The 22,688-nt window shown below is 42.2% G+C and carries 30 protein-coding genes and 1 pseudogene; 11 read left to right on the top strand and 20 right to left on the bottom strand.

Features of this window, described 5'->3' with window-relative positions:
* Nucleotides 1–21 precede the first annotated feature (21 nt).
* From ACQCT8_RS01380 to ACQCT8_RS01370, 3 genes are all read right to left on the bottom strand, one after another.
* Nucleotides 22–1,347 (bottom strand): UDP-glucose dehydrogenase family protein, encoded by a 1,326-nt coding sequence (locus ACQCT8_RS01380; protein ID WP_426867899.1) that lies wholly within the window; start codon nucleotides 1,345–1,347, stop codon nucleotides 22–24.
* A 43-nt stretch (nucleotides 1,348–1,390) separates the two neighbouring features.
* Nucleotides 1,391–2,284 (bottom strand): UTP--glucose-1-phosphate uridylyltransferase GalU, encoded by an 894-nt coding sequence (gene galU, locus ACQCT8_RS01375; protein ID WP_426867898.1) that lies wholly within the window; start codon nucleotides 2,282–2,284, stop codon nucleotides 1,391–1,393.
* A 579-nt stretch (nucleotides 2,285–2,863) separates the two neighbouring features.
* On the bottom strand, nucleotides 2,864–3,715 hold the full coding sequence (locus ACQCT8_RS01370; RefSeq protein WP_426867897.1) for an STAS domain-containing protein: 852 nt from the start codon (nucleotides 3,713–3,715) through the stop codon (nucleotides 2,864–2,866).
* Nucleotides 3,716–4,036: 321 nt separating this feature from the next.
* On the opposite strand from ACQCT8_RS01370, the gene ACQCT8_RS01365 reads away from it, so the two are divergent.
* Both ACQCT8_RS01365 and ACQCT8_RS01360 read left to right on the top strand, forming a co-directional pair.
* Entirely contained in the window at nucleotides 4,037–4,183 is a 147-nt protein-coding gene (locus ACQCT8_RS01365) for a hypothetical protein (protein ID WP_426867896.1), read from the top strand.
* 67 nt (nucleotides 4,184–4,250) lie between these two features.
* Entirely contained in the window at nucleotides 4,251–4,451 is a 201-nt protein-coding gene (locus ACQCT8_RS01360) for a hypothetical protein (RefSeq protein ID WP_426867895.1), read from the top strand.
* Between the two features lie 52 nt (nucleotides 4,452–4,503).
* Here ACQCT8_RS01360 and ACQCT8_RS01355 read toward each other — a convergent pair whose 3' ends face one another.
* Nucleotides 4,504–5,010, bottom strand: coding sequence for a hypothetical protein (locus ACQCT8_RS01355; protein WP_426867894.1), 507 nt, complete (start codon nucleotides 5,008–5,010; stop codon nucleotides 4,504–4,506).
* 495 nt (nucleotides 5,011–5,505) lie between these two features.
* Between ACQCT8_RS01355 and ACQCT8_RS01350 the strand changes: the two genes are divergently transcribed.
* A complete protein-coding gene (locus tag ACQCT8_RS01350; protein WP_426867893.1) occupies nucleotides 5,506–6,408 on the top strand; it encodes a hypothetical protein in 903 nt (300 codons plus the stop codon).
* Nucleotides 6,409–6,451: 43 nt separating this feature from the next.
* Here the strand turns inward: ACQCT8_RS01350 and ACQCT8_RS01345 are convergent, their stop codons facing one another.
* The 4 genes from ACQCT8_RS01345 to ACQCT8_RS01330 form a co-directional block, all read right to left on the bottom strand.
* Entirely contained in the window at nucleotides 6,452–8,863 is a 2,412-nt protein-coding gene (locus tag ACQCT8_RS01345; RefSeq protein WP_426867892.1) for a penicillin acylase family protein, read from the bottom strand.
* A gap of 105 nt (nucleotides 8,864–8,968) precedes the next feature.
* On the bottom strand, nucleotides 8,969–9,112 hold the full coding sequence (locus tag ACQCT8_RS01340) for a hypothetical protein (RefSeq protein ID WP_426867891.1): 144 nt from the start codon (nucleotides 9,110–9,112) through the stop codon (nucleotides 8,969–8,971).
* Nucleotides 9,113–9,343: 231 nt separating this feature from the next.
* Nucleotides 9,344–9,496, bottom strand: coding sequence for a hypothetical protein (locus ACQCT8_RS01335; protein WP_426867890.1), 153 nt, complete (start codon nucleotides 9,494–9,496; stop codon nucleotides 9,344–9,346).
* Nucleotides 9,497–9,503: 7 nt separating this feature from the next.
* A complete protein-coding gene (locus ACQCT8_RS01330; protein ID WP_426867889.1) occupies nucleotides 9,504–9,689 on the bottom strand; it encodes a hypothetical protein in 186 nt (61 codons plus the stop codon).
* A 503-nt stretch (nucleotides 9,690–10,192) separates the two neighbouring features.
* Here ACQCT8_RS01330 and ACQCT8_RS01325 point away from each other — a divergent pair.
* The 3 genes from ACQCT8_RS01325 (at nucleotide 10,193) to ACQCT8_RS01315 (ending at nucleotide 12,683) form a co-directional block, all read left to right on the top strand.
* The gene (locus tag ACQCT8_RS01325; protein ID WP_426867888.1) at nucleotides 10,193–10,858 is read left to right on the top strand and encodes a hypothetical protein; all 666 of its coding nucleotides are present in this window, start codon (nucleotides 10,193–10,195) and stop codon (nucleotides 10,856–10,858) included.
* A gap of 14 nt (nucleotides 10,859–10,872) precedes the next feature.
* Entirely contained in the window at nucleotides 10,873–12,156 is a 1,284-nt protein-coding gene (locus ACQCT8_RS01320) for an efflux RND transporter periplasmic adaptor subunit (protein WP_426867887.1), read from the top strand.
* 86 nt (nucleotides 12,157–12,242) lie between these two features.
* Nucleotides 12,243–12,683, top strand: a complete 441-nt coding sequence (locus tag ACQCT8_RS01315; protein ID WP_426868296.1) for an NUDIX hydrolase — start codon at nucleotides 12,243–12,245, stop codon at nucleotides 12,681–12,683.
* Here the strand turns inward: ACQCT8_RS01315 and ACQCT8_RS01310 are convergent.
* The 4 genes from ACQCT8_RS01310 to ACQCT8_RS01295 all read right to left on the bottom strand — a co-directional run bounded on the left by ACQCT8_RS01310 (nucleotide 12,667) and on the right by ACQCT8_RS01295 (nucleotide 14,906).
* Nucleotides 12,667–13,416 carry a class I SAM-dependent methyltransferase gene (locus ACQCT8_RS01310; RefSeq protein WP_426867886.1) on the bottom strand — a complete coding sequence of 250 codons (750 nt, stop codon included), beginning with the start codon at nucleotides 13,414–13,416 and terminating at the stop codon, nucleotides 12,667–12,669. The genes ACQCT8_RS01315 and ACQCT8_RS01310 overlap by 17 nt on opposite strands.
* 21 nt (nucleotides 13,417–13,437) lie before the next feature.
* Nucleotides 13,438–13,785, bottom strand: coding sequence for a DUF3147 family protein (locus ACQCT8_RS01305; RefSeq protein ID WP_426867885.1), 348 nt, complete (start codon nucleotides 13,783–13,785; stop codon nucleotides 13,438–13,440).
* Entirely contained in the window at nucleotides 13,770–14,189 is a 420-nt protein-coding gene (locus tag ACQCT8_RS01300) for a MarR family winged helix-turn-helix transcriptional regulator (RefSeq protein WP_426867884.1), read from the bottom strand. The genes ACQCT8_RS01305 and ACQCT8_RS01300 overlap by 16 nt, the downstream gene beginning before the upstream one ends.
* A gap of 153 nt (nucleotides 14,190–14,342) precedes the next feature.
* The gene (locus ACQCT8_RS01295; protein WP_426867883.1) at nucleotides 14,343–14,906 is read right to left on the bottom strand and encodes a DinB family protein; all 564 of its coding nucleotides are present in this window, start codon (nucleotides 14,904–14,906) and stop codon (nucleotides 14,343–14,345) included.
* Nucleotides 14,907–15,103: 197 nt separating this feature from the next.
* On the opposite strand from ACQCT8_RS01295, the gene ACQCT8_RS01290 reads away from it, so the two are divergent.
* The 3 genes from ACQCT8_RS01290 to ACQCT8_RS01280 are packed head-to-tail and all read left to right on the top strand — an operon-like array spanning nucleotide 15,104 to nucleotide 17,094.
* Complete coding sequence (locus ACQCT8_RS01290) at nucleotides 15,104–15,952, top strand: alpha/beta fold hydrolase (protein ID WP_426867882.1); 849 nt, start codon at nucleotides 15,104–15,106, stop codon at nucleotides 15,950–15,952.
* Between the two features lie 60 nt (nucleotides 15,953–16,012).
* Nucleotides 16,013–16,585: a DUF6434 domain-containing protein gene (locus ACQCT8_RS01285; protein ID WP_426867881.1), complete on the top strand. Its 573-nt coding sequence runs from the start codon at nucleotides 16,013–16,015 to the stop codon at nucleotides 16,583–16,585.
* Between the two features lie 14 nt (nucleotides 16,586–16,599).
* Nucleotides 16,600–17,094, top strand: coding sequence for a GNAT family N-acetyltransferase (locus tag ACQCT8_RS01280; RefSeq protein ID WP_426867880.1), 495 nt, complete (start codon nucleotides 16,600–16,602; stop codon nucleotides 17,092–17,094).
* A gap of 282 nt (nucleotides 17,095–17,376) precedes the next feature.
* Here the strand turns inward: ACQCT8_RS01280 and ACQCT8_RS01275 are convergent, their stop codons facing one another.
* From ACQCT8_RS01275 to ACQCT8_RS01255, 5 genes and pseudogenes are all read right to left on the bottom strand, one after another.
* The gene (locus tag ACQCT8_RS01275) at nucleotides 17,377–17,613 is read right to left on the bottom strand and encodes a nucleotidyltransferase substrate binding protein (protein ID WP_426868294.1); all 237 of its coding nucleotides are present in this window, start codon (nucleotides 17,611–17,613) and stop codon (nucleotides 17,377–17,379) included.
* Nucleotides 17,590–17,934, bottom strand: a pseudogene (locus ACQCT8_RS01270) (NAD(P)-binding oxidoreductase); the annotation flags it as partial. The pseudogene ACQCT8_RS01270 and the gene ACQCT8_RS01275, both read right to left, overlap by 24 nt.
* Before the next feature lie 29 nt (nucleotides 17,935–17,963).
* Nucleotides 17,964–18,389: a type II toxin-antitoxin system death-on-curing family toxin gene (locus ACQCT8_RS01265; RefSeq protein ID WP_426867879.1), complete on the bottom strand. Its 426-nt coding sequence runs from the start codon at nucleotides 18,387–18,389 to the stop codon at nucleotides 17,964–17,966.
* Nucleotides 18,390–18,413: 24 nt separating this feature from the next.
* Nucleotides 18,414–18,695 (bottom strand): AbrB/MazE/SpoVT family DNA-binding domain-containing protein, encoded by a 282-nt coding sequence (locus ACQCT8_RS01260; RefSeq protein WP_278240033.1) that lies wholly within the window; start codon nucleotides 18,693–18,695, stop codon nucleotides 18,414–18,416.
* A 408-nt stretch (nucleotides 18,696–19,103) separates the two neighbouring features.
* The gene (locus tag ACQCT8_RS01255; RefSeq protein ID WP_426867878.1) at nucleotides 19,104–19,757 is read right to left on the bottom strand and encodes an SDR family oxidoreductase; all 654 of its coding nucleotides are present in this window, start codon (nucleotides 19,755–19,757) and stop codon (nucleotides 19,104–19,106) included.
* A 219-nt stretch (nucleotides 19,758–19,976) separates the two neighbouring features.
* On the opposite strand from ACQCT8_RS01255, the gene ACQCT8_RS01250 reads away from it, so the two are divergent.
* Nucleotides 19,977–20,513, top strand: coding sequence for an RNA polymerase sigma factor (locus ACQCT8_RS01250; RefSeq protein WP_426867877.1), 537 nt, complete (start codon nucleotides 19,977–19,979; stop codon nucleotides 20,511–20,513).
* On the top strand, nucleotides 20,497–21,093 hold the full coding sequence (locus ACQCT8_RS01245) for a hypothetical protein (RefSeq protein ID WP_426867876.1): 597 nt from the start codon (nucleotides 20,497–20,499) through the stop codon (nucleotides 21,091–21,093). Before ACQCT8_RS01250 ends, ACQCT8_RS01245 begins: the two co-directional genes overlap by 17 nt.
* Nucleotides 21,094–21,386: 293 nt before the next feature.
* Here the strand turns inward: ACQCT8_RS01245 and ACQCT8_RS01240 are convergent, their stop codons facing one another.
* Genes ACQCT8_RS01240 through ACQCT8_RS01230 form a run of 3 tightly spaced genes read right to left on the bottom strand, consistent with a single transcriptional unit; the run spans nucleotide 21,387 to nucleotide 22,518 of the window.
* On the bottom strand, nucleotides 21,387–21,695 hold the full coding sequence (locus ACQCT8_RS01240) for a hypothetical protein (RefSeq protein WP_426867875.1): 309 nt from the start codon (nucleotides 21,693–21,695) through the stop codon (nucleotides 21,387–21,389).
* Nucleotides 21,696–21,746: 51 nt separating this feature from the next.
* Complete coding sequence (locus ACQCT8_RS01235) at nucleotides 21,747–21,941, bottom strand: Fic family protein (RefSeq protein ID WP_426867874.1); 195 nt, start codon at nucleotides 21,939–21,941, stop codon at nucleotides 21,747–21,749.
* Between the two features lie 52 nt (nucleotides 21,942–21,993).
* Nucleotides 21,994–22,518 (bottom strand): Fic family protein, encoded by a 525-nt coding sequence (locus ACQCT8_RS01230; RefSeq protein ID WP_426867873.1) that lies wholly within the window; start codon nucleotides 22,516–22,518, stop codon nucleotides 21,994–21,996.
* Nucleotides 22,519–22,688: the final 170 nt, after the last annotated feature.

Raw genomic sequence — 22,688 nt, 5'->3', positions numbered from 1 at the left:
TGTCACCACTCTCTGTGTTTTTTAAACATATGCTTTTTCATTTGTACTAACTACTGAAGGTCTTCCAACTGAATGGTATTCTATTCCACTATTTTTCATTTTATTTATATCAAAACAGTTTCTACCATCGATAATTAATGGATACTCCATGCTTTTAAATAAATCTAAATCAATATGTTTTATCTCATCCCACTCAGTAAGAATTAATGTAGCATCGCTCTCTGCAATTGCATCCTCAATTGAGGATGCATACTCAACCTTTTCATCTAAAATAGACTTTGCATTTTCCATCGAAATGGGATCGTATGCTATAACTCTTGCTCCACTCTTAATTAGTTCTTTACTTATTACTATGGAAGCAGCCTCTCTCATATCATCAGTATTTGGTTTAAATGCTAACCCTAAGATAGCAATTTTTTTCCCTTTTAATGAAGGTATTCTTTCTTCTAGTTTGTTTAATAAGATTTTTTGTTGCTTTCTATTAACATTCACTACTCCTTTTAGCAATTGAAAATCATAATCTACATTTCCGGCTATCTGGATTAAGGCCTTAGTGTCTTTCGGAAAACAGGAACCGCCATATCCAATCCCCGCCTTTAAAAATTGATTACCTATACGTTGGTCGAGCCCCATCCCTATTGCTACTTCTTCTACATTAGCTCCCAAGAGCTCACATATATTTGAAATCTCATTTATGAAACTAATTTTCGTAGCAAGGAATGCATTTGATGCATATTTTATCATTTCAGCACTCTTAATATCCGTTCTGTAAACCGGTACTCCAAAAGGTTTGTTGATTTCTTCTAATTTGTCCGCAGCTTCATCATTTTCTGATCCAATGACAATTCTGTCACCATTAAATGAATCATAGATAGCAGAACCTTCTTTTAAAAACTCAGGATTAGATATAACGTCAACTTTAACCTTGTTAATTAGATTTTTTTCAATAATTCGTTGAATATTATGGTTAGTTCCTACAGGTACAGTACTTTTTGTAACTACCACAGTATCTCTGTAAACATTAGAAGCTATATCTATTGCAACTTGTTCTACATATTTTAGATTCGCAGAACCATTTGCATTTTCCGGTGTACCTACCGCTATATAGATTACTTCTGTATCTTTGAATGCCTCTTTATGATCAGTTGTGAAAAATAATCTTTTTTGTTCAATATTACTTAGCATTAACTCACTTAGCCCTGGTTCATATATTGGAGATACACCTTTTTTCATTTTATTAACTTTGGCTAGATCAATATCAATACATGTAACATTATGACCGATTTCTGAAAGACTTACACCAGTCACTAATCCTACATAACCAGTCCCTACAACTGCTATTTTCATAACTTCCACCTCGGAATTTCATATTTTCAATTCTAATTAGAGTTTATACTTTTTGTTCTTGTCTTTTATTTTCTTTTATGATTTTCTCCATAAATTCAATAGTTTCATTACGAAGTTCAGGGTGTTTTAAAGCGAATTCAATCGTAGTCTTCACAAATCCTTGTTTTTCTCCTACATCGTATCTTGATCCTTCAAAATCATAGGCATATACTTCCTGCTTTTGATTTAGCGACTCAATTGCGTCAGTTAATTGAATTTCCCCACCAGCTCCTACTTTCTGATTTTCAAGAATCTCAAAAATCTCTGGAGTTAGTACGTATCGTCCCATAATCGCTAGGTTAGAAGGGGCAGTTCCTTGTTTTGGTTTTTCTACAAAATGTTCTACCATATGCAAGCGTCCCTCTTGTTCACCAGGAGCGATAATGCCGTAACGGTGAGTATCTTGATCAGGTACTGTTTGGACACCGATTACAGATGATCCGGTTTCATCATACTGATCCATCAATTGCTTAAGGCATGGCGTGTCTGCTTCAACGATATCGTCTCCAAGAAGAACAGCAAATGGCTCGTCACCAATAAATTGCTTTGCACATAAAACGGCATGTCCAAGACCAGCCGGGTTCTTCTGACGAATATAATGGATGTTTCCTAGATTTCCTGAAGCCTGGACTTTTTCAAGTAAATCTAGCTTTCCTTTTTCATATAAGTTCTTTTCAAGCTCAGGTGCGTTATCAAAGTGATCTTCAATCGCACGCTTCCCTTTCCCTGTTACGATGATAATATCTTCAATCCCTGAAGCGATAGCTTCTTCTACTATGTATTGAATCGTCGGTTTGTCAACGATTGGAAGCATCTCTTTTGGCATTGCTTTTGTTGCCGGTAAAAACCTTGTTCCTAAACCTGCTGCTGGTATAATTGCTTTTTTTATTTTCTTCAATTCATTTGTCCCCCTATGAGTGAATGATATTTTGCACAAAATAAATATCTAATGAAAACACACAAAATGTATGCCCTTTCATTAGATATTTATGGTTGAATTATTTAAAATAAATGGGCATTTAACCCACCCTCACACCACACCAATGACACTACATGTCTAAGGTTTTATCTTTTGAAAAACCCACAGTGCGGCCGAGTGCCCCCATTGATAAAGGAACTGGAGACAGTACCGACTTAAGATAAAACAATCTGCATAGATTTCTCTATTCCATTATCTCATCCATTTCCAACCACTCTTGGTATAATAGCACGAAATTTAGGTCTTTAGTAGATTTATTTATTAAAATTATGTAAATTATAGTGATACAAACCTTATTTTCCATAAATATGTGATTTTTGATAGATTTTCACGTAATCTACATACTTATAGAGTTTAACATGAAAGTGAAACAAAAAGGTAACTTGTTTGTTATATTCATTCGTCAAATTACGACAAATTGACTAAATAAAAAAAGAAACCCATCTGACAAAAGGTTCACTCCTTCTGTAGATGGGTTTCTTTTATTCTATTTCTTCATTAATTTAGTTTCACCAGCTTACGCTCAAACCCAATCTCCCTCAGCGCCGATTTCAATGTCGCATAAGAAGGAATGTCTTTAAAGTCTAACCCAAGCTGAACGATCGTTTGGGCCATTTCCGGTGAGATGCCGCTGATTTTTGGTTTGACGCCGATGAGTTTAAGTGAGTCCATGACCTGGAAAAGCTTTTGGGCGACGAACGTGTCGACCATGGCGACGCCTGAGAGGTCGATGACGAATTCTTCGATGTTAAGCTCGAGGCATTGGGTGAGTGATTCTTCAATGACGAGCTTGGCTCTGTGTGTGTCGATCGTTCCGACAAGCGGAAGGACGGCCACGCCGTTGTCTACCGGTACAACGGGAACGGACATTTCAAGCATCTGATCCTGTGAGGCCTTCAGGTTGTTGTGCTGCACTTCCACAAATGGCAGGCAGAAGTAGTAGACGATATCGTTCACTGCCTGATCAAGAATCGAGATAACCTCGTACAGTCTTTCAATAGAGAAATCGTGCTTGATCGCTTCCTGCTTAATGAGTTCCCCGATGGCGTTCCGGTAGTGCGGGACTTCTCTGAGCATGGAGTCAAGTGTGGTTCCAAGCTCTGCGCATTTCTTTCCTGCTTCAAGGCCCCATTTTTCGATCCGGTTCTGGCGTTCGATTGGATCAAGGGAAAGTGATTCCGCGTAGATCGTGACAAGCTCAATGCGCAATGGTACAAGCGTGCTGCTCAGGCTTTCCAGGCTTGAGTATGTATGATTTTGTCTTTCCGTGATGTCATGTGCGAGCTGTTCTTTTTCTTCCAGAACCCGTTCAGTCAGGTAACGGAGGGTTTCTTCTGTTTGTGTAGCCATGCGTTACATCCTTTCCTTGCGTGAAAGATTGATTCCGAGTCTAGTAAACTAATACATTGTTCCCTGTTCAAATCAACTTTAAACTCTTTTAGTGAAAATAATATCGAAAAAATGCGGAATTTGAAACAAAAATGTAAAAGTAATTCCTGGCAATTGGGTTTTTCCCTTTAATTACTTAGGTTTTCAGTGTGATTTGTTTATTCGTCAATTTTCCAAATTCCGCTTAATATGTTTTTTCTATGACAGAAAGATTAAAATCAGATGATTCTATTGAATGAGGATTTGTGTGAGCGTACGATAGAGTTAAAGGAGGCAGGTACGATGCGGAAAGAAATGTGCATCCGGCGTGCGGTCCATGAAGAATTTTATATGATCGCCTTCCGCCTGAAGCGAACCGTTCATGCAGCGAATTCTCCGTTCCTCCCGATTGGCCCGTCCAGTTCCCGGTGCAAAAAAAGAAAATCATAAATGATGCCCGGTCAGCCACGGTTTTTCCATCCGATAAATCCACGTTTAAAAAGGAGGTGCATCAGCAGTGAAGCTGTTGAATGGACTGTGTATTGTTTCAACAGGTATTTTTGTGCTGTATGTATCACTCAAGTTATTCACACCTAATTTTCCACCCGCACTGAATGAGAGCTTTCTGATTGAGCTTACACTAAGCCTTGCGCTCGTTGCTTTACATACCTTCCGCAATTGGAAGGTCGATGCAGAGGCTGAAGAACGCTACCGGTAAAAAAACACCGCCCGACACTCCGAACAAATCGGATCATCGAGCGGTGCTTTTTTTATTCTGTGACGGGAAGCTCCTGCAGCCTCGTTGGAAGAAGAACGATCGGAATGTCCTTTGTCTGGTCTCCGTACACTTCATCCATTTTATTGCTGAGCAACGTGAACAATTTATTCAGCCATGCCTGCACGTCATCATCGGCAAAAGGCTTATCAATAAAAAACTGAATAACGCTTTGATCTTTTTTCGTTTGGAATTCCTTGATTTCCCCAATCACTTCATCAAGCTCGAGTGCTTTTAATCGCTTCGTGAAGAAGGTCAGGGAGATTCCTTTTGTGTCATTTTGTTTAAATTGATCTTTCGTTCCTTCATATTTAAGGGTCGCTATTTTTTTCGCAAGCTCCGAGTCTTTTTCATTTTCTGTGAGCTGCTTTGGCAGATGGTAATCTGCTTCTGTGATCGTTTCTTCTTTATGAAAGTTCTGGTCATCGACCGTCCATTTTAAGTCGCGCATGCGCTTGCTGATTTCCATAAAGACGACTTGCCCTACTGGTTCAAGTAACATCCAGCATCCTCCTTTGCCCCTGTTTCTATTGTATGTATGTCCTTTCAGAAGCAAAATCAAACCTTTTAGTGTTCCCATTTGCTAGTAAATGGTATTCAGGGTTAGCGGCATTTTCACTTTTAAGGGTTTCTATTCGGAAGACTGACTGCCCTGATTGCGGAGTGGGGGCACACCTGATTTTGTCGATTAATTGCATGTAAACGTTCCACGTGAAACGCGTCCTCACAGGGCTGACTGGAAATAAAGTTCCTTCTTCTATTCACAAGTCCCCCGCGCATTCCGATGACTAGTATAGTAGAAGGATTTGCAGGAAATGTCCGTTACTCGTATAAAAGGGGACAGATTTAAACAAACTAGTCATAATTGTCTTCATTTTCCACAAAAATAGTTCTTTATAAAGAACATTTAGGATTGTGTAAACGGAATAAAAGAACTATAATAGGAGTACATACTTGTTTTAAACAAAGCATTTATTCATTTGGGAGGCGTTAAAAGATGTCCGAGCAAGATTTTCACTTTCGTGTTCGTTATAAAGATTTCGAATACTCTGTAACCGGAGATGAAGCGTTTGTTGCGCATCATGAGGAGGTTGCATCCACTTATTTAACGAAGCTGATGGAAGAAGAAAAGTCCACAGCGCTGCGTCCGTCCCTGCCTGCTGGGGTTCCGGCGCAGGAAACGAAGGAGCCGGGTGCAGAGCCCCGCAGTAAAGCCGAAATTAAAGCCTTTTTAGAAGGGCTTCCCTTGTATTCCGAATGGCAGTACACACTTGCGATGGCGTACTTTTTGTTTCATCATAAGCAGCAGCCAAGCTTTACAGCCAAATCCGTGCGCAAGCAGTTCCGCGAAGCCCGCCATACGGTGCCAAACAATATTCATTTAAGCATCCATACATGTGTAAAAAAAGGATACTTAAAGGAATCGGGTCTTGAGGACCTGCAGAAAAACTATGAAATCACCGAATCCGGCATGCAGTATATCACCGGGATCGCAAATGGTGATACACCTGAAGTGAGTGTATCAAGAGGCGGTTCATCGACTGAAATCCTGCCGAGCCGTCAGGAAAAGCTGCTTAATTTCACGCTGGAGGAGCTTCAGCTGAATCAAAATCCGAACCCGCAGCTTCTAGAACGCTTAGAGGATCAGGCGCTGAGCATTTTATACATTTACAAAAAAGAGCTTGATTTCACCCATCTTTCAGCCCTTGACGTTCATACCGTGCTGACTGAGCTGTTTGGATTTAATCACTCGCCAAAGGCAGTTCAAATCGCCCTCAGCCGCTCCCGCCCGCGCGTGGAGAAAATTAAATACGACGGCCAGATGCATTATCAGCTGACGCAGGGCGGCGAAGAGTATATGGAAAACGTAATGGAAAAGCAATTATTCAGTGAAGAATAAGAAAAGAAGGTACGAAGGGATCTCTCCTTTGTACCTTCTTTTTTTACGGAGTGAGCTCCAGCACCTGACCTTCCACTTTTTCAGGGTCCGTCACCGTTTCATGGTAGGTGCCGTCAATCCAGTCATCTATCTGATCATGGTACCAATCTGATTTTACGTGGCCGGATTGTCCTGGCCCCACTAGATGATAAGAGGTGGACAGGTCAGCTACGTCCGCCACAAAGCGCCAGGCGCCGCCGTGATCGGCAATGCCGTCCTTTCCGTAGGATTGTGCCTGCACGGTAATCTGACTGCCGCTTGTTTCAATCGGTCCTTCCCGGTTTAAAAGCCAGGCAAGCACGGGTGAAGCGGAGGAAAGCGGATGTTCAAAGTATACCTGGTGATAGTCGCCCCAGCGCCAGTCAGCCGGATCCTCTCCGAACTCTTCGCTCAAGTCACGCACGACACGGTCGAATGCATCGCCAAGCCATGCTTCCACGCTGCCATAGTCTTTTACCCAAAGAGGCTCATCGCCGCTGAAGCTGTCGCGCATCATTTGGTCGGTGATGTGATTGGTGCCGCGGAATAGCTCCATCGCGTCTTTCGGGATTTCTTCTTCAAACAGCACAAGCGGCAGCTCCTTCATCCACCGGTGAAACAGCAGCGGTCCTGCACTTTCTTTATCATCCATCCGGTCCCATTCCTCTAAAATCGTAAGCTCTTCTTCCCACTCTTTCGCATTGGGCGAGGAGCGGACGGTTTGAATCATATTATCTAAAAATTCCTCAGCGTACAGATTTTTAATGTCCATTTGAAGTGCCATCATGTCGTCCACTGTCATTTCATCGTTTTCTTCCAGCACTTCCACGATGCGCTTGTAGCGGTACGGCTGTGCCCAGAGATCCGTAATGTGGTTAGGATACGATTCATCGACAACTGCATTGTTCGCCGTTGCGATAAAGCCTTCTTCCGGGTTAACAAGTGTCGGCAGCTCGTCATAGGGCACATAGCCTGACCATTCGTAGTCAGTGGAATCTCCTGGCACCGGCAGCTGGCCGTCTCCTGATTTTCGGATCGGGATCCTTCCGTTTGCTTTATAGGCAATCGTGCCGTCCTTTGCGGCAAAGACAAAGTTTTGCGCAGGCGAGTGAAAGTCTTCGAGCGCTTTTTCAAACTCCTCCCAGTTTTCCGCTTTGTTCATATTGATCACTGCCTGCAGCTCAAGTGTGGGTTCAAGCGCAGTCCACTGCATGGAGAATAGCGTGTTGGCATCCTCCGGGTTTTCAATAACAGGCGAAATAATCGGACCGTGGCGGGTCGTGACAACGCGGTAGTCGACCGTCTCCCCATCTTTTACTTTAATCGGCTCATCACGCACGTCCGCTTCTTCCCATTTCCCGTCATACCAGAACTGTCTTTTGTTTTCCGGATTTTGTTTTTCAATATATAAATCCTGCACATCCGGGCCTACATTGGTTACCCCCCACGCCACGTCGTCATTATGACCGAGGATAATCCCCGGAATGCCGGCAAAGATGACACCGCTTACATTTTGTTCAGGTGAGGTTAAGTGCATTTGATACCAGATCGACGGGGTGCTTAAACCGAGATGGGGATCGTCTGCAAGTAAAGGTTCTCCGCTTTCTGTGCGGTCGCCTGATACGACCCAGTTATTGCTGCCGTTATGTTCAGGCGGCAGGGGCAGATCACCGAATGCAATGTCGACCGGATTGTTTTTATTGGCTTCAATCACAGCCGGCGCATTTTCGGGATAAGTGATAAAAAGTTCTCGTGCTTTATCTTCCGGAAACGCCCCGACCGCCCAGTGTCTAAAAGCGAGCGAGGACCAGTTTCCGCTTAAATCATAGGCCATGTATTTGCCGATCGTTAACGAATCCACTTCACTCCACGGCTCCGGCTCATAGCCTAAAATGCTGAATTCAAAGGGCAGCGTGCCTTCTTCTTTGGCCGTTTCCATATACGCATTCACCCCTTCAGCGTACCAGGCGAGCACCTGCTTAGCTTCTTCGCCGTAGCCGTCATAGGAAATTTCTGCAGCGTGGCGCAAGCTGAACGTACGGAAAAAGCGGTCTGTCTCAACCGCCGCTTCCCCCACTACTTCAGCCAGTCTGCCGCTTGCCTGGCGTCTGGCCAGATCCATTTGAAACATCCGGTCCTGCGCCTGGACAAAGCCTTGCGCACGGTAAAGATCCGCGTCGCTTTCCGCATTAATATGCGGCACCCCGTTGTCGTCTCTTGTTACGGTCACACCAGCATCAAGCGCGGAAACAGAAAGCTCGCCTTCTGTGACGGCTTCTGACTTGCCCATCCAGCTGTTGAGGACAAACAGCCCGATTAATAGAACAAGGCCGATCAACAGCATGACGCCGAGCACCCACCATTGCCATTTCCGGATCTTTTTTTCCTGCTTGGGTTCCACGATTTTCTGTTCTTCTACTTTTTTGACCACAGCCATCCCCCCTTTTGTAATCATTCTACAAAAAAGAAGGATTTTCCTTTTTCGCTCAACATACTGGCAAAAAAAAAAACTGCAGTTGATTCGCTGCAGAAAGTTCAGGATCTATTTTTTCATTTCCTCAGCGAGCCAGCTGACGAGTTTCGTTGTGGTGATGCCTTCTTCTGTTCCCTTTCGATACGCTCTCTCCATCAGATCTGTTAACCGTTCTTTTTCGATTTTGCGGGGAAGCACCTGTTCCATTTCCATTTTCACTCACTCCGTTTCGTTTTGATCTCATGGAGGTACTATTCCTGCTTAGAACACCCTTTAAACAAGGCGGACGAACTGTTTTTATGCATGCAAAAACCTCCTGCAAAAGTCTTTATGCAGGAGGTTTGCGTATTGCTTTCGTCAGCGTCAGGACCAAAGCGTGACGGGACAAGCTGCGTGGCTGGGTCACAAACGCAGGAAAATCAGGTAAGGGATTAACCTGAAGAATTAGACTGAAGGATCGAACGGAGGCATCTCCGACGTAAGCAGACCGACGATCCGGTTAAGACCGGTCCTTTCACTCGGCTGGCGCTCACTGCAAAAGACACGCAGGAGACGAAACGCTGCAGCGGCTTTCACATGTCTTTTGTCATTGTTCATAGAAGAATTACCCTAACGGAACAACCGACATTCTTTGAAATAAGGCAAAGGCATCGTACATCGATCCATCCTGATCCGATATCTTTTTAGCAAGCCAGCGTAAAAATTCAATTTCTTTTTGCTCTAAGCTGCGGTTCAGGTTTTCTTCGAATTCTCTTTTCAGCTCTTCGAACTTTGTCATCGATTCTTTCATACCACTTTCCCCCTTGATGTTGGCTGATTCTCTGAATTAATGAACTTCCATTCCTTCCTTTTTCCATAAAAATCCGTAACTTACAAAAATGATCGTTTAGTAATAAGACTATTTTATATTACTTCTCCCGTTTTGGCATAGCGTTTTTTATCTGAATTGTGTAAAAACGTTATATTTACCTATTGTCTTTTCAAGAGGATAAAAACGGAAGTTTCCTCTTTTGACCTTGTAGGACTTATGTTTGGCGGGCTTCTGCCGTGCATTGCCTCCTTTTCATTCCCTTTTATCTTTTTTTCGTGTTCTCCCATCCTATGAGTGAAATGCGTTAATATGACAAAATATATTTTTTTCCATTAAATTCAGTCCATTTTGAATGCGAAATTCCTTATTTATCAAGGGTTCACCGCATGTTATAACATCTTTCTTGAAAATAATTCTAGAAGTGACAACTTTCGCTTTTTTCATTACAATAGATGTAGTTAGTAGATTGGGAGGTTCAAGGTATGCGGTTTAGCTTGTTAAGAGGGTTTAAAGCGCCTTCTGTCTTTTTGGAAACGTGGAAAGAAACCGATTCATTTATACATACGAAAAGATACTTTATAGGTTTTTACATAATTAGCATTTTGTTATTTGGGTTATCTGCCTGGATCGGCATGGGGACGCAGCGTTGGTCGGGTCAATTTATGACGTCACTTGGCTTAACCCATGACCTTGAGCGATTTTACTTTTTGCTTGGACGTCTGGCGCTCAGCATTCTTTATGTCACGGTGTTGATTTTAGTACCGGCCTTGATTTATAAGATTGCTGCAAAGGGTCAGCCTTTTAAAAAAGTGACACTTTTGACGCTGTTTCCGCTTGCGATTTTGCTGCTTGAACAGGCAAGCTACATCGGGCTGATGCTGTGGCAGGGAATTAACTGGTATTCCTCTCCTTTTTCATGGGGCGTCATTGGCCAATTGTTTATCGAGCATCGCTGGACGATTTATTTTCTCGGCTGCATTTCCCTGTTTAAAATCTGGGTGATGTACTGGCAGTTTTTATCGCTGCGTGTGATTTCGACGTTAAAATGGTGGGCGGTTATCCTGATCATTTTAACGCTGAATCTTTCATTCTGGGCAATCACCGCGACGTTTGCCACACTTAATTTCTATCATCTATTGTTTCGCTGAAGGAGGCAGACAACATGGGTCACAAATCAAAATGGATTTCCGCGGGCATGCTTGGCGTGTTGTTTGTCGGCATCAACCTGTACTTAATTAAAGAAGACCTTCTTTTGGTCGACCGCACGTCCCTTGTGCACGATCAGAAGCAGGCGCAAACAGAGGATCTGCAGGAAATTCTCGTTAAAGACGGCGTCATTCACACCGCAACCGAGCAGCATGTTTACTTTTCAGAGCAGCTTGGCATATTCACCCGCTTTTTAGTGGAAGAAGGACAAGTCGTCACGTCCGGTACGCCGCTGTATGAATATGATGTGGTGGATTTAGAGGAGCAGCGCCTGCTGTTTGATTCAGAGGCTGAACAAATCCGCAGCGAAATCAATGCGGTTGAGTCCTACATTTCAGAGCTTGAAACGCTGGAGCGTCAATTAAGCGACGCCACGATTTCTTCTTCTTCAGCAGATGCGAATCCAACATCTTCCCTTGACGATCAAGAGCTGCTGCTGAATATTGAACTCGAAGTAGGCATCGATATTTCTGACGCCACGATTGACCAGACCCGTTCCCTCCTGAGTCAGCAAATCGGGGAGCAGGAAGCAGCAGTCGGACGATTGCAAGCCCAGGAAGACAAATTCACCCGCTTAAGCGAAGGACTTGAAGAAAGCCCGACGGTTCAGGTGGAAAGTGATTTTAACGGCAAAATCGCCTATCTTTCTGAAGGTGTGGAAAACCCGCTGATCACGATTTACTCAGACAATCTGACCTCCCAAATTCTTTTAACTGATGAAGAAGCGCTTTACGTGCTTGCAGGAATGCCTGCGAAAGTGTCGTCTCCTGTTGCGGGAAGCACAGTGGATGGCGCTGTAGTAGCCAACCCTCAGCTGCCTGAAGAAGAACCAAAGACCGATGAAAAAAGCTATTACTCGGTCGATGTGGATCTGCAGGAACCTGGGCCTGAATGGTTTATCGGCCAGAATGTCGTCAATGAAATTGTCACAGACGAAGCACTTGGCGCAACAACCGTTCCAACAATCAGCCTGGATGAAAAGCGTCTCTACACCCTGTCACCAACCGGCCTGATCGAGCCACGGATTGTGGACCTCGGTCTTCGTGTGGAGGATCGCCAGGAAGTGTATTCAAATGTTGAGCCCGCCGAATGGCTCGTGATCGACCCGCTACAAGTCGAGCGCTTCAATTCTGCCTACATCACCCCAATGAACGTCGACCGCCTGACCACCGATAATCTCGGCACACTCGGTCAACGCTCAAGCTGGAAGCATGTATTGCTTGGGGTTTTGCCGAATTAATAGAAGAAATGAGTAAAGCCCGGTTCCTTTGACCGGGCTTTTTACTATCGTAATGAGGAAATGGAGGATGAAACTATTTGAATGATATGAAGAAGAACTGTTATGCGTTTCTTGATTTCCTGTCAGTCCATGAAGAGGAAATGAACGAGTATTCTCCCCTTGCCGGCTCCTTTGCCGTGTTAATCTGTTCAGGTAAATACCTGATCTGCTACAACACCTGGCGTGAGCAATGGGAATTGCCGGCTGGGCAAAGGGAAGAACATGAAACGCCTAAGCAATGTGCGATCAGAGAGCTTTATGAAGAAACAGGGCAAACTGTACCAGATATGGAATTTAGGGGCTTACTTAAATTAAAGAATCGATCGAACGGGCATGTAAAGTTTAATCCTGTTTACGCTGCACACATCAAAAAACTGCAGGCTTTTCGGGAGAACGATGAAACGTCCGGTATCATGCTTTGGGATTTACACGAGACGATTGGAAGTTTTGATGCAGTAGATTTTCATTTGTTTACGTATGTAAAGTAGAACTCTTCACACATGAAAATGCCAGTACGACGGGAATTCGGAGCCTTCTTTCGTATTCCGTTTCATCAGTAAAGTTTTCCCGCACCGGTTTGCCTTCCCGAAGGTTTGTGACCGTAAATCCGGCACGGGTCAGTGCGCTGAAATAGTGTTCGACTGTGCGGTGGTATTTGACGACGGTTTCGTTTAACCAGGGTTCTTTTCTTTCCCCTTCTTTAAAATAGTCATCCACGATCCAGTTGCCCCGCCTGTCTCCCTCTTTTTTACTGAGGAATGAAGCAGTGGTGAGAGGATGCTGGACGCTGAAGACAAACCGCCCATCTTCTTTTAAGGATTGATGGATGTTTTGAAATAATTCTCCGAGGTCCTCAGCGTAATGAATGACAAAGCGTGACGTGATGATGTCGAATGTAGATTCCGGGTAGTCATACGCTTCCATTGTGTGATGGTGGACTTCTCCATTTAATTTCGTTAGATTTTGTTTTGCTGCTTCCACCATTTGCTTTGAGCCTTCAATGCCAGTGTAGGAAGAAACACCACGCTCGAGTAATTCTTTTCCGAAGGAAGCGTCGCCGCACCCAATGTCCAGGATGGTTTGATCCTGAAAATCCCCCAGCAGCTCATAGATAATCGGCGTTTCAATCGCCTGATTCGGGCTGTCCTTCCTCCCTTTTCGTTTCATCCAATTTACGAAAAATGCTTCCTGGTCATATGCACCTGGTCCTCTATATTCCATGTGAACCTCCTTGAAAATGATTTAGGTAAAGCTTTTCATATATTCCACTGCCGCATGTTGAATCCATAGGAATAGCAGCCACCCGCTCATGCCTAAGCCAATCGACACGAGTAGGTGAACAGAGTTTTGCAAGGAAAAATACACGATGACAAGCAAGACAGCAGTTGCCGGGAATCCCCAGAGCACACCTAATGCGAACTTGCTCAGAACGGCTGTTTGCTCCCCTTGCACGTACAGCCATATAATGCTCAGCAGACTGACGAGTGGGAGTGCTGCGATCACGCCGCCATACGACGGGAACCTTCTTGAGATCTCCGTCACGACTCCAATCACAATCGCTGAAGCGACAATTTTCATGATGAGAAACATTTTTTTGCCCGCTTACTTACTAGTTTAAATGCCTGTTCCACCATTTCTTTTTCACTAGTATCCAGTTCATCCCACACGCGTTCAAGCTTCTCTTCATCAAGGCTCGTATTTCTGTGCAGTACGTCACGGCCTGAATCCGTCAGTCGCAGCATCACTTTTCTTTCATCAATCGTATCTCTTTCTTTGGTCAAAAACTTCTTTTCAATGATGCGCTTCACATGCTCAGAGGCCGTATTTTGAGAAACTTGAATATGAGAAGCAATGTCATTCATGCCGACACCTTCTTTTTTATCAACCAACTGCAGAATCCGGACTACCTGATGAGAAATCTTTTCCTTGTGCGGGTAATGCAAGTGAAAGTAAATATCTGTCCAGTGACGGTTTAATTCGCTTACTTTACTCATGACTAAAAGCACTCCTTTATATCTTATGTTACGATTATATCGTAATATAAGATATAAGCACACTATTAATCGGTATAATATGACCTTACTCTAATAATCAAAGCTGCCTGATCGCCATGATACGAACCACTTAAGATGTTTTTCTGGAAATTTTCATGATTCGCAGTCGCTGTTTTCATTGCGCTGAAAATCTGGATAAATTCTGTTCTTCAGCATCCTTTTTATCATTCGAATCTGACCGCGATGACTGATTTCATCTTCCATGACGTGGTACCAGAGGTAATAATGATTGATCCAAATGCCATTGGGCGATTGCTTCTCTTTGAACAACCATTCATCCTGCAGCTTCTTGAATGTTGATAGCGTCTTCTCCCTGACTTCTGCCAATTCATTTATATACTCTTGAATCGTATGATTGTGAATCGTTTTTCTCGCACCTTCCCCAAGCTCCAGTGCCATCTTCCATCGATCCAATTCAGATTCATGTAAATCTCTGTCCTCAAAGGTGATGACCTGGTGGACATATTCAATTGCTGCGATGTGGCGCAAGAGAGCACCAACGGAATTTGACTCTTCAGCTACCAGGGCATCCAGCTCTTCTTCCCCCAAATCCATAACCTCTTTTAACGTAATCGTCCTTGTATGCTCAAGCATGGCCGCAAGCTCACCTATTTTCGCTGAAAACTCTCCGTTGTTTCGAATTCGATACTCAATCAATGGATCCCCTCCTATTCCCTTATAGTAAGATTACCAATATTAAAAGGAAAATATAGTCTGATATTAAAAGGAAATTATTGATATAATTGGATTAGGTAGTAGTTTGGCTGGAGTAGGATACTAGAAAATTGAGAAGGCCTCATCGTTTTGATTTGGCCTTTTAGTTAATTGTAAAACTTTATGGCGGAGGGATATTAATGTGGGAGAAAAAGCAAATAGAGACGGTAAGAGGCGAGTTTGAGATTTTCACTGCAGGCAGCGAAGAGCCGCTATGTGTGACGCATCTATACAGCGAGTTTAACGAACGCGGCTATTATTTTGCTGATCCGTTTGTGGATTCTTTTACCGTGTACCTTGTCAATATGAAGGAAGCGGGAAACTCTTCCCGCGCTGAACATAATGAAGAACTGAGCATGCGGGAAACGGCAAAGGATTTAGAAGCGATCCGGATGGCGCTGGGCTTTGATACGTGGAGTTTTGCAGGTCATTCTACAGGCGGCATGCTTGGGTTGGTGTATGCAGCGGACCATACTCACTCTTTAAAGCGTTTGATGGTGGGTGGTGCAGCCGCTTCAAACAAGTATATGAATCACAAGGACAGTATTTACAGTCAGAAGAATCCAGAAAATAAAAGGCTGAAAGACATCTTCTCGATTTTGAATTCACCCCATGCAGCAATAGAGGAAATAAGGCTTGCGAGCAGAGAATGGACGGAAATGTCATTGCATGATCCAAGCCGTTTTGAAGCGTATTTTACCAAACCAAGCAGCGGGAAGGTCGTACCGAAACGGTTAGATTATTATTCTTATAAAGAACTGCCTAGATATGATATTCGACATGACATTACGCAAATCAAGACACCAACTCTTGTTTACTGCGGAACCTACGACGCTCAGTGCCCGCTCCCTTTTTCAGAGGAAATTCACAAGCTGATTCCCGGTTCCTCCTTCTATGAATTTGAAGCAAGCAATCACCTTCCTCATTTAGAGGAAAAGAATGAGTTTAAGAAGATGATTGGAGATTTTACTGGATTGGGATCAAAATAGTTTACTTAAATAAGAACAAATGTTCTATAATAGAGATAGATTTCTATGGAGGTGACGTGGATGAGGCCGGAGCTTACGAAAGAAACAAAGACAGAAGAGTTTTACGATTATTATTGGCTAAAGGAAGAACTGCAGCTATTTTGCCGGAAGCATGGACTGAGTGCTTCCGGGTCTAAACGGGAAATTGCTGAGAGAATTGAGACTTTTTTGCGGACTGGTGAGATCATCAAGCCAGTTAAAAGGTCAAAAACACCAAAGAACGTGGAACTGGATTTACACCTGGATACGGTCATTCAGGAAAACCATCGCTGCAGCCAACACGTACGAGCTTTTTTAAAAACTGTGATCCCGAACTTTCATTTTTCTACCTACATCCAGCAGTACTTTAAGCACAACTCCGGTAAAACGTATCGTGATGCAGTGAACGCCTGGCATGAGGAAGAAGAGCGAAAGAAAGATCCACAGTTTACGAAAACCATTGGACCTCAATTTGAATATAATCGATTCATTCGAGACTTTTTTGCTGATCCAGTGAATAAAGGGAAAAGCCGGGACGAGGCGATCCAGGAGTGGAATGAAATCAAGAAGCTTCCGGGAAGCAATACATATGGCTCAAAGCCGCAATCTATTTAATGGAGGAATCGACTATGGCAGCTGCCACTACTGCTCCTATCGTAAAGCTAGTACCTTTCAGTGAAACCTATACAGAGCAGCTTTCAGGTTTTTATCTTCCTAAAGACCAGCTGGAATTCACCAGTCTTCCTTTGGATAAAATTTTCAGCCCCGCTATATCCAAAGATACGCTACACATTTTAATCCTGAATGGTGATGAAGCAGCAGGCTATTATGCTCTTGAAACCGGCGAAAAACTTCATGCTTATTCAACCAATAAACAAGCGAGATTACTTACCTCCTTTTCCATCGATGCTAAGCATCAGGGAAAAGGCCTCGCCAAAACGGGCCTGAAACTCTTGCCTTCTTTTATGGGAGAAACGGCGCCAGAAGTGAATGAAGTGGTGCTTGGTGTAAACAAACGAAATCAAGCGGCGATCAATCTTTATTTGCAAACAGGTTTTATAGATGAAGGAAAGCTGTATGAAGGGCCTAAAGGAGCTCAACATATCTTGCATTTGAAGTTATAAAGGAGGCGGTCAAAGTGAAAGTATCCATCTATACGAATCAGATACGACGTTCACGACCGCTACGAGAATCGCTAGAATGGAATGATTGAATTTTAATGATGATTGTATCGAAACTTCTCTTAGCTTTAAATTTCAATTTAGCTTAAAAAAAATAAAGCCCCAGTACGACTTAACGTTCTGAGGCGGTATTACTTAATAATCAATAGTTGATTTTAGAAAAAATTGTTATAACCGTTTAAGGAGAGATTTTCTGCGTGTAAGCCAAAGCCTCTACGCCTTATGCTAGTCGTTTATTCTATCACGAATTTGTTCCATCCACTTTTCGAGCAGATGATAATAGGTAGTTAAGTTTGACTGAATAAGCATTGCTACCTCTTCATTATAGGTGTGAACTGTCAGATTTCGGTCATTGACCATTTTTAGCCCCAGGGTCGTTTCATCCTCTTGCAGCAAGTTAACTTCGCGACAGCTGCGGATCACCCCTTTGGGAGAGCCAAGCGACGTTACCGCTTCCTGCACAGGCTTCACTCCGCCTACTACCTGAAATTCTTTTCCGATGGTTGAGTCGTTTTGGAGGACGGAAACAATGACGCTTGCTACGTCTTCTCTTGGGATCTCGCCCCGCTCCACTTTTTCTCCTGCCGTAACAGTACCCGCTGCAGGATCATTTGTAAGTGCACCCGGATGAATAATGGTGTAGTCAAGGTCTGTGTCTCTCAGCCAGACATCTGCATAATGCTTCGCTGCCACATATGGTGCGAATGATGACGGTGCAGACTGAATCGCTTCACGGGTCATGTCAAACGAGGTGATCATGACAAATCGCTTCACGCCTGCTTTTTAAATTGCTTCGATGGTTTTCTCGTTAGTTATAATTCTTCAGCAAGGGGTTGAATAGCATGTTCCAACTCTGCTAGCAGGTATTGGATGCAGTCATTATCTTTGAATTTATTATCATATGCTAAATACACCGTAAAATCCTCTGCTTCATCCTCAGTTAAGGTTAATTCAAGACCGTTAATATTCAAAAAAGTTTCAAAAACAGTAAGAGCGGTTCTCTTATTTCCGTTTTGGAAAATATGCCCCCCTCTTGCTATGGAGTGGTAATAACAGCATGCTTTTTCTTGAATGGTTGGAAAGGCTTCTTTCCCGTACAGTTCTGTTTTCGGCCTATTCAGCATAGCCTCAAACCGGTCTCTGTTCTTTATACCGGCTTGATCGCTGTCATGATATAAGTCCATAATCGTATAATGAATAATCTCGATTTCTTCTCCCGTCAAATACTCAACAGTCAAACCATTCACTCCTCCGATGAATATCTATCGGTCTTTCAAATTTCGAAGTGCATTATCGTATTTTCCAATAGCCCTGTTCATCGCTTTCAGCACATCTGGGCGAATTCCTTTTGGAACGGATCGGTTTGCTTTCTTCATCACAATCTCGCCCCTTTCTTCATCATAATAAACTTCAATTTCATCACCTTTTGCCATATCCAATGCAGTCGCAATTTCTTTAGGAATGCCAGCAGACAAGCTATTCCCAACTTGGCTGAGACGACGAGTATAGCGCTTTTCTTTTTGAGACACACTATTCACGCTCATTTCTTATTAGTCTCCCTTCAGTTTTAACGAATGATTTTTATTTTAAACTTCATCTGTATATATAGTTATTATTATACTAACAATTATAGTACTGATTATCATCAGTCACAAGCAAATCAATCCCTCTATTTAAATTGAAAACAGTTATATTCTAGCCAATACACTGAAACAAACACCATGGCCATGAACAGTTTTGATCATCTCGCTTATGCCAGCGTAACGCTGCTCGTTTCCCGGGGTTTTGATACTCAATCCGTCATTCTGTCCTTTTCCTTAGTTGGATTGTTGATTGCTTTCAACATTTTATGGAGCGAGAAGACATTTAGAAAATACGTGTTTATGGTTTATCAGGAGGAAAAAAAAACCCCAGGATCTAAATCCTGGGGTTCTTACCTCATTCATTTTCTATTAAAGCGACGTTACCGCTTCTTGCACAGGCTTCACTCCACCTACTACCTGAAATTCTTTTCCGATGGTCGAGTCATTTTGGAGAACAGAAACAATGACGCTTGCTACGTCTTCTCTTGGGATCTCGCCCCGCTCCACTTTTTCTCCTGCCGTAACAGTACCCGCTGCAGGATCATTTGTAAGTGCACCTGGATGAATAATGGTGTAGTCAAGGTCCGTGTCTCTCAGCCAGACATCTGCATAATGCTTCGCTGCCACATATGGTGCAAATGATGATGGAGCCGATTGAATCGCTTCACGGGTCGTATCAAACGAGCTGATCATGACAAATCGCTTCACGCCAGCTTTTTTCGTGGCTTCAATCGTTTTCACCGCGCCGTCAAGGTCAATTAGCATCGTTTTATCTGGACCGGTTTTAGGACCTGAACCAGCAGCAAACACGACTGCGTCCACACCTTCAGCTGCTTCTGAGATCGAATCTATATCGTCCTTCTCAAGATCTTTCAGAACCGTTTCAGCACCAAGCTCCTCAAAATAAGAAGCCTGCTCCTGCTTTCGGATCATCGCTCTCGCTTCCAGCCCTTCCTTTTCTTGAATCATCGATACGGTATGCTTACCAACTTGTCCATTTGCTCCAACTATTAGTATCTTCATTTCCTTCACCCTTTCAACTGTTTCTATTTTTTATAGGATAACGTTTGGGTTTGGGGTGTGTCTAAGGATCTGTTTGAGGAAGCGGTTTTGCTTCTGTGTTTTTCTTTATAGAAAGACGAGCTGCTAGATCGGCCATACTATTTTAATAATTACTAATAGTCAATTTTTTTTGACACTTTTTTCTATTATTGTCGTCTATTAATATGGGGAGGTGAAAAAATGTCAGATCATACTCAAATAAAAATTACTGAAATTTATCAGATCCAGTCAGATAACGTATTTAAATACATTTACTATATGGTGAGAGATCAACATGTAGCTGAAGATTTAACTCAGGAGACCTTCATCAACGTTTATAAAAGCATTAACGAGTTCCGGCATGACTCGAATATTCTTACTTGGATATTAAAAATAGCAAGAAATGTAACGTTCGATTACTTAAAGAAAAAGAGGATCAAAAACTTAATTGATATAGATAGGTTGGTCAACTCTCTAAAAAACGAGCAAGAAACCTTAAATGAACTGCTCATACAATCTGAAGATGTCAGAAACTTATACCAGTCATTAAATGCTTTGAAAAAAGATTATAAAGAAGTTTTAATACTTAGAAAAATAAACGAATGTTCTATTAAGGAAACCGCTAACGTTCTTAATTGGACTGAAGATAAAGTGAAATCGATGACCTCACGAGCACTCATACAACTGAGAAAAGAATATAAGAAAGGGGAGGAAAAAATTAATGAGTCATTTAGATGAATTTGATGCCTTATTCAAGGATTTAAGAAATATCGAGCGATCAACCTTTGTCAAAGAACAATCATTAACTAATATTCTTCAGTCTAAAAGGGTGAAAAAGTCGTGGTATAGTAAACAGCGATTTATCATTCCCCTAACATCATTAGTTGCTTGTTTTATTGTTTATTTCTTCTTAAATACTTATTTCAGCCATGACAATATGGGTGTGAGTGAAGAAAAAGTCGAACTACATATTTCTTCAGTTATGGTTAAAACATCTCAGTCAGATTTAACTTTCGAAATTAATTCAACCACAAAATTAAACACTTTAGAGATAAATAATGATGATTCTTTTATGAATTCACTTGAAAATTTTATTAGTGAAGCAGAACAAATAACTACAGCACCTAATAAAAATTTATACTCATACGATTTAAATATCGTGTTAGAAAATAGTCAAGAAATTAAAGTGGAGATATGGGAAAACGGAGATGCATTGTATATGTATGACTTTAGTGAGGATAGATATTATTCCTCTACTGGTCAAAGTGCTTCTAATTTACACTCTATGTTAGTAAATATCCCCTATCTTCCTCAATAAAAAATAGTTTTTCATGATCACTAAGAGGGTGATTATAATGCAAAAAACCAAAAACGAAGAAAAGAGCTTTGGACAAAGGCGGCTCAAGCTCTTTGACAGGTTCGCTGTGCTGCAGGCGGGCGCTTTCGCAGGGGCGGCGTTAAGCCTTTCCAGAGCCTTGCCCTGTAAAGTCTCAGCTTGCCGTCAAATCCTACTGGAGTCACTACCTTTAGCTCCGCTCATCTAATACTATTAATAAATACTTCCTCATTTCCTGAAACTTTCTTGAGATTTGTCCGAGACTCCCAGGAAATCTAACTTAACAGATCTAAGACATCATAGTTAAAGTATTCAATATTGCGCTTTTGACTTGAGTCTTTAAAAAGTAAACCTAATCCAGCCAGCTCATTTAATACATTGCGAGCTGTTGAAGCTGCAATGTTAAAGTGTGCAGCCACTTGTACTGCTGTTGTATTGGGTTCTCTGAATGTATATAAATATACGTCCTTTTGAATAGGTCTTTCACATTTTTCAAGACCTTGTGCTGCAGTAAATTCTGCACGATCAATTAGAACGGTCAATTTGTCTGCCATGCGATACGAGGCATTTAGAAAGAACTTCAACCAGCTATTCCAATCCGGATTTTGTCATCTCACTCCATTTAATAAATGATATTAGCGTAAACGTCGTTTTTCAAGCTCCTCACTCACAAAGAATATAGGGCTAGCAATAAGTTTAGATTGAACCATGTAGCGTGCAATTAAAATACGGCCAAGACGACCATTCCCATCTAAAAACGGATGAATAGATTCAAATTGTGCATGTAAAATTGCCACTTTTAAGAGAGGGTGACTATCTTCGTCGATCACAATCTCATCCTTCATAAGGTGTTTTGTAGGTAACTTATCTCCTTAAGGATGCTTATTCGCATAGATTTCCCCAATTCTCCATATACGATTCCACTTCATTTGCCGGTACCGGAATATAAACAGCATCTTCAATCTTGTTCGTTGGACCAATAAAGTTTTGAATCTTACGGAATTCACCACGTGCAGCGTTTGTACCGCGGGCACCTTCCATGAGGAAACGATGAAGGTCTAAAATGAGGCGGGTGGTAATGGGATAGCCGATTTGGATGCGTTCATGTCCAGACATTAATGCATGTTGATAATTTGTTACCTCGATATGTTCCGATTTGGGATTTGTTTTGTGCGTTTGTTCAACCATATCTATAAACATAACCTGTGCACCTTCAATCCGGGTCGATTGAACAGATTCTTTTAATGCAAGGGTATTAATAAAATCACTTTTTAAAATTGACCTTTTAAATTTCTCATCCAGACGTCCCGTTTTTCCTGATATATCCGCCAATTTCATGAGTAATTCGTAGTCATCTGTTTGTTTAATGGAAATGGGTAATTTCTTGATTTCTTGTATAGCACTCATCCCATCCATCCCTTTTTTAGCGATTAAAACCATTTTAAACATTTTTATGTTATTAATATTACCATCTCAAGAGCGAATACTGCCCCCTTTAATGTTTTTATTTAACACAACTGTATTGACAAGGAATTATTTAAAGATTAAATTTAATACAGTTGTACTAAATAAATGTC

It is taken from the genome of Jeotgalibacillus proteolyticus (genome assembly GCF_050107735.1).
Taxonomy (GTDB): domain Bacteria; phylum Bacillota; class Bacilli; order Bacillales; family Jeotgalibacillaceae; genus Jeotgalibacillus; species Jeotgalibacillus proteolyticus_A.
Note: the sequence above shows the minus strand (reverse complement) of the source record. Positions and strands in the feature narration are given on the sequence as shown.

Coding starts and splice junctions, on each gene's coding strand:
- ACQCT8_RS01320 (WP_426867887.1), top strand. CDS start 10,873: ATGGGTCACAAATCAAAATGGATTTCCGCGGGCATGCTTGGCGTGTTG.
- ACQCT8_RS01255 (WP_426867878.1), bottom strand. CDS start 19,757: ATGAAGATACTAATAGTTGGAGCAAATGGACAAGTTGGTAAGCATACC.
- ACQCT8_RS01285 (WP_426867881.1), top strand. CDS start 16,013: ATGAGGCCGGAGCTTACGAAAGAAACAAAGACAGAAGAGTTTTACGAT.
- ACQCT8_RS01325 (WP_426867888.1), top strand. CDS start 10,193: ATGCGGTTTAGCTTGTTAAGAGGGTTTAAAGCGCCTTCTGTCTTTTTG.
- ACQCT8_RS01350 (WP_426867893.1), top strand. CDS start 5,506: ATGTCCGAGCAAGATTTTCACTTTCGTGTTCGTTATAAAGATTTCGAA.
- ACQCT8_RS01305 (WP_426867885.1), bottom strand. CDS start 13,785: ATGTTTCTCATCATGAAAATTGTCGCTTCAGCGATTGTGATTGGAGTC.
- ACQCT8_RS01290 (WP_426867882.1), top strand. CDS start 15,104: ATGTGGGAGAAAAAGCAAATAGAGACGGTAAGAGGCGAGTTTGAGATT.
- ACQCT8_RS01335 (WP_426867890.1), bottom strand. CDS start 9,496: ATGAACAATGACAAAAGACATGTGAAAGCCGCTGCAGCGTTTCGTCTC.
- ACQCT8_RS01300 (WP_426867884.1), bottom strand. CDS start 14,189: ATGAGTAAAGTAAGCGAATTAAACCGTCACTGGACAGATATTTACTTT.
- ACQCT8_RS01345 (WP_426867892.1), bottom strand. CDS start 8,863: ATGGCTGTGGTCAAAAAAGTAGAAGAACAGAAAATCGTGGAACCCAAG.
- ACQCT8_RS01370 (WP_426867897.1), bottom strand. CDS start 3,715: ATGGCTACACAAACAGAAGAAACCCTCCGTTACCTGACTGAACGGGTT.
- ACQCT8_RS01355 (WP_426867894.1), bottom strand. CDS start 5,010: ATGTTACTTGAACCAGTAGGGCAAGTCGTCTTTATGGAAATCAGCAAG.
- ACQCT8_RS01330 (WP_426867889.1), bottom strand. CDS start 9,689: ATGAAAGAATCGATGACAAAGTTCGAAGAGCTGAAAAGAGAATTCGAA.
- ACQCT8_RS01245 (WP_426867876.1), top strand. CDS start 20,497: ATGAGTCATTTAGATGAATTTGATGCCTTATTCAAGGATTTAAGAAAT.
- ACQCT8_RS01380 (WP_426867899.1), bottom strand. CDS start 1,347: ATGAAAATAGCAGTTGTAGGGACTGGTTATGTAGGATTAGTGACTGGT.
- ACQCT8_RS01315 (WP_426868296.1), top strand. CDS start 12,243: ATGAAGAAGAACTGTTATGCGTTTCTTGATTTCCTGTCAGTCCATGAA.
- ACQCT8_RS01250 (WP_426867877.1), top strand. CDS start 19,977: ATGTCAGATCATACTCAAATAAAAATTACTGAAATTTATCAGATCCAG.
- ACQCT8_RS01230 (WP_426867873.1), bottom strand. CDS start 22,518: ATGAGTGCTATACAAGAAATCAAGAAATTACCCATTTCCATTAAACAA.
- ACQCT8_RS01260 (WP_278240033.1), bottom strand. CDS start 18,695: ATGAGCGTGAATAGTGTGTCTCAAAAAGAAAAGCGCTATACTCGTCGT.
- ACQCT8_RS01365 (WP_426867896.1), top strand. CDS start 4,037: ATGCGGAAAGAAATGTGCATCCGGCGTGCGGTCCATGAAGAATTTTAT.
- ACQCT8_RS01310 (WP_426867886.1), bottom strand. CDS start 13,416: ATGGAATATAGAGGACCAGGTGCATATGACCAGGAAGCATTTTTCGTA.
- ACQCT8_RS01340 (WP_426867891.1), bottom strand. CDS start 9,112: ATGGAAATGGAACAGGTGCTTCCCCGCAAAATCGAAAAAGAACGGTTA.
- ACQCT8_RS01280 (WP_426867880.1), top strand. CDS start 16,600: ATGGCAGCTGCCACTACTGCTCCTATCGTAAAGCTAGTACCTTTCAGT.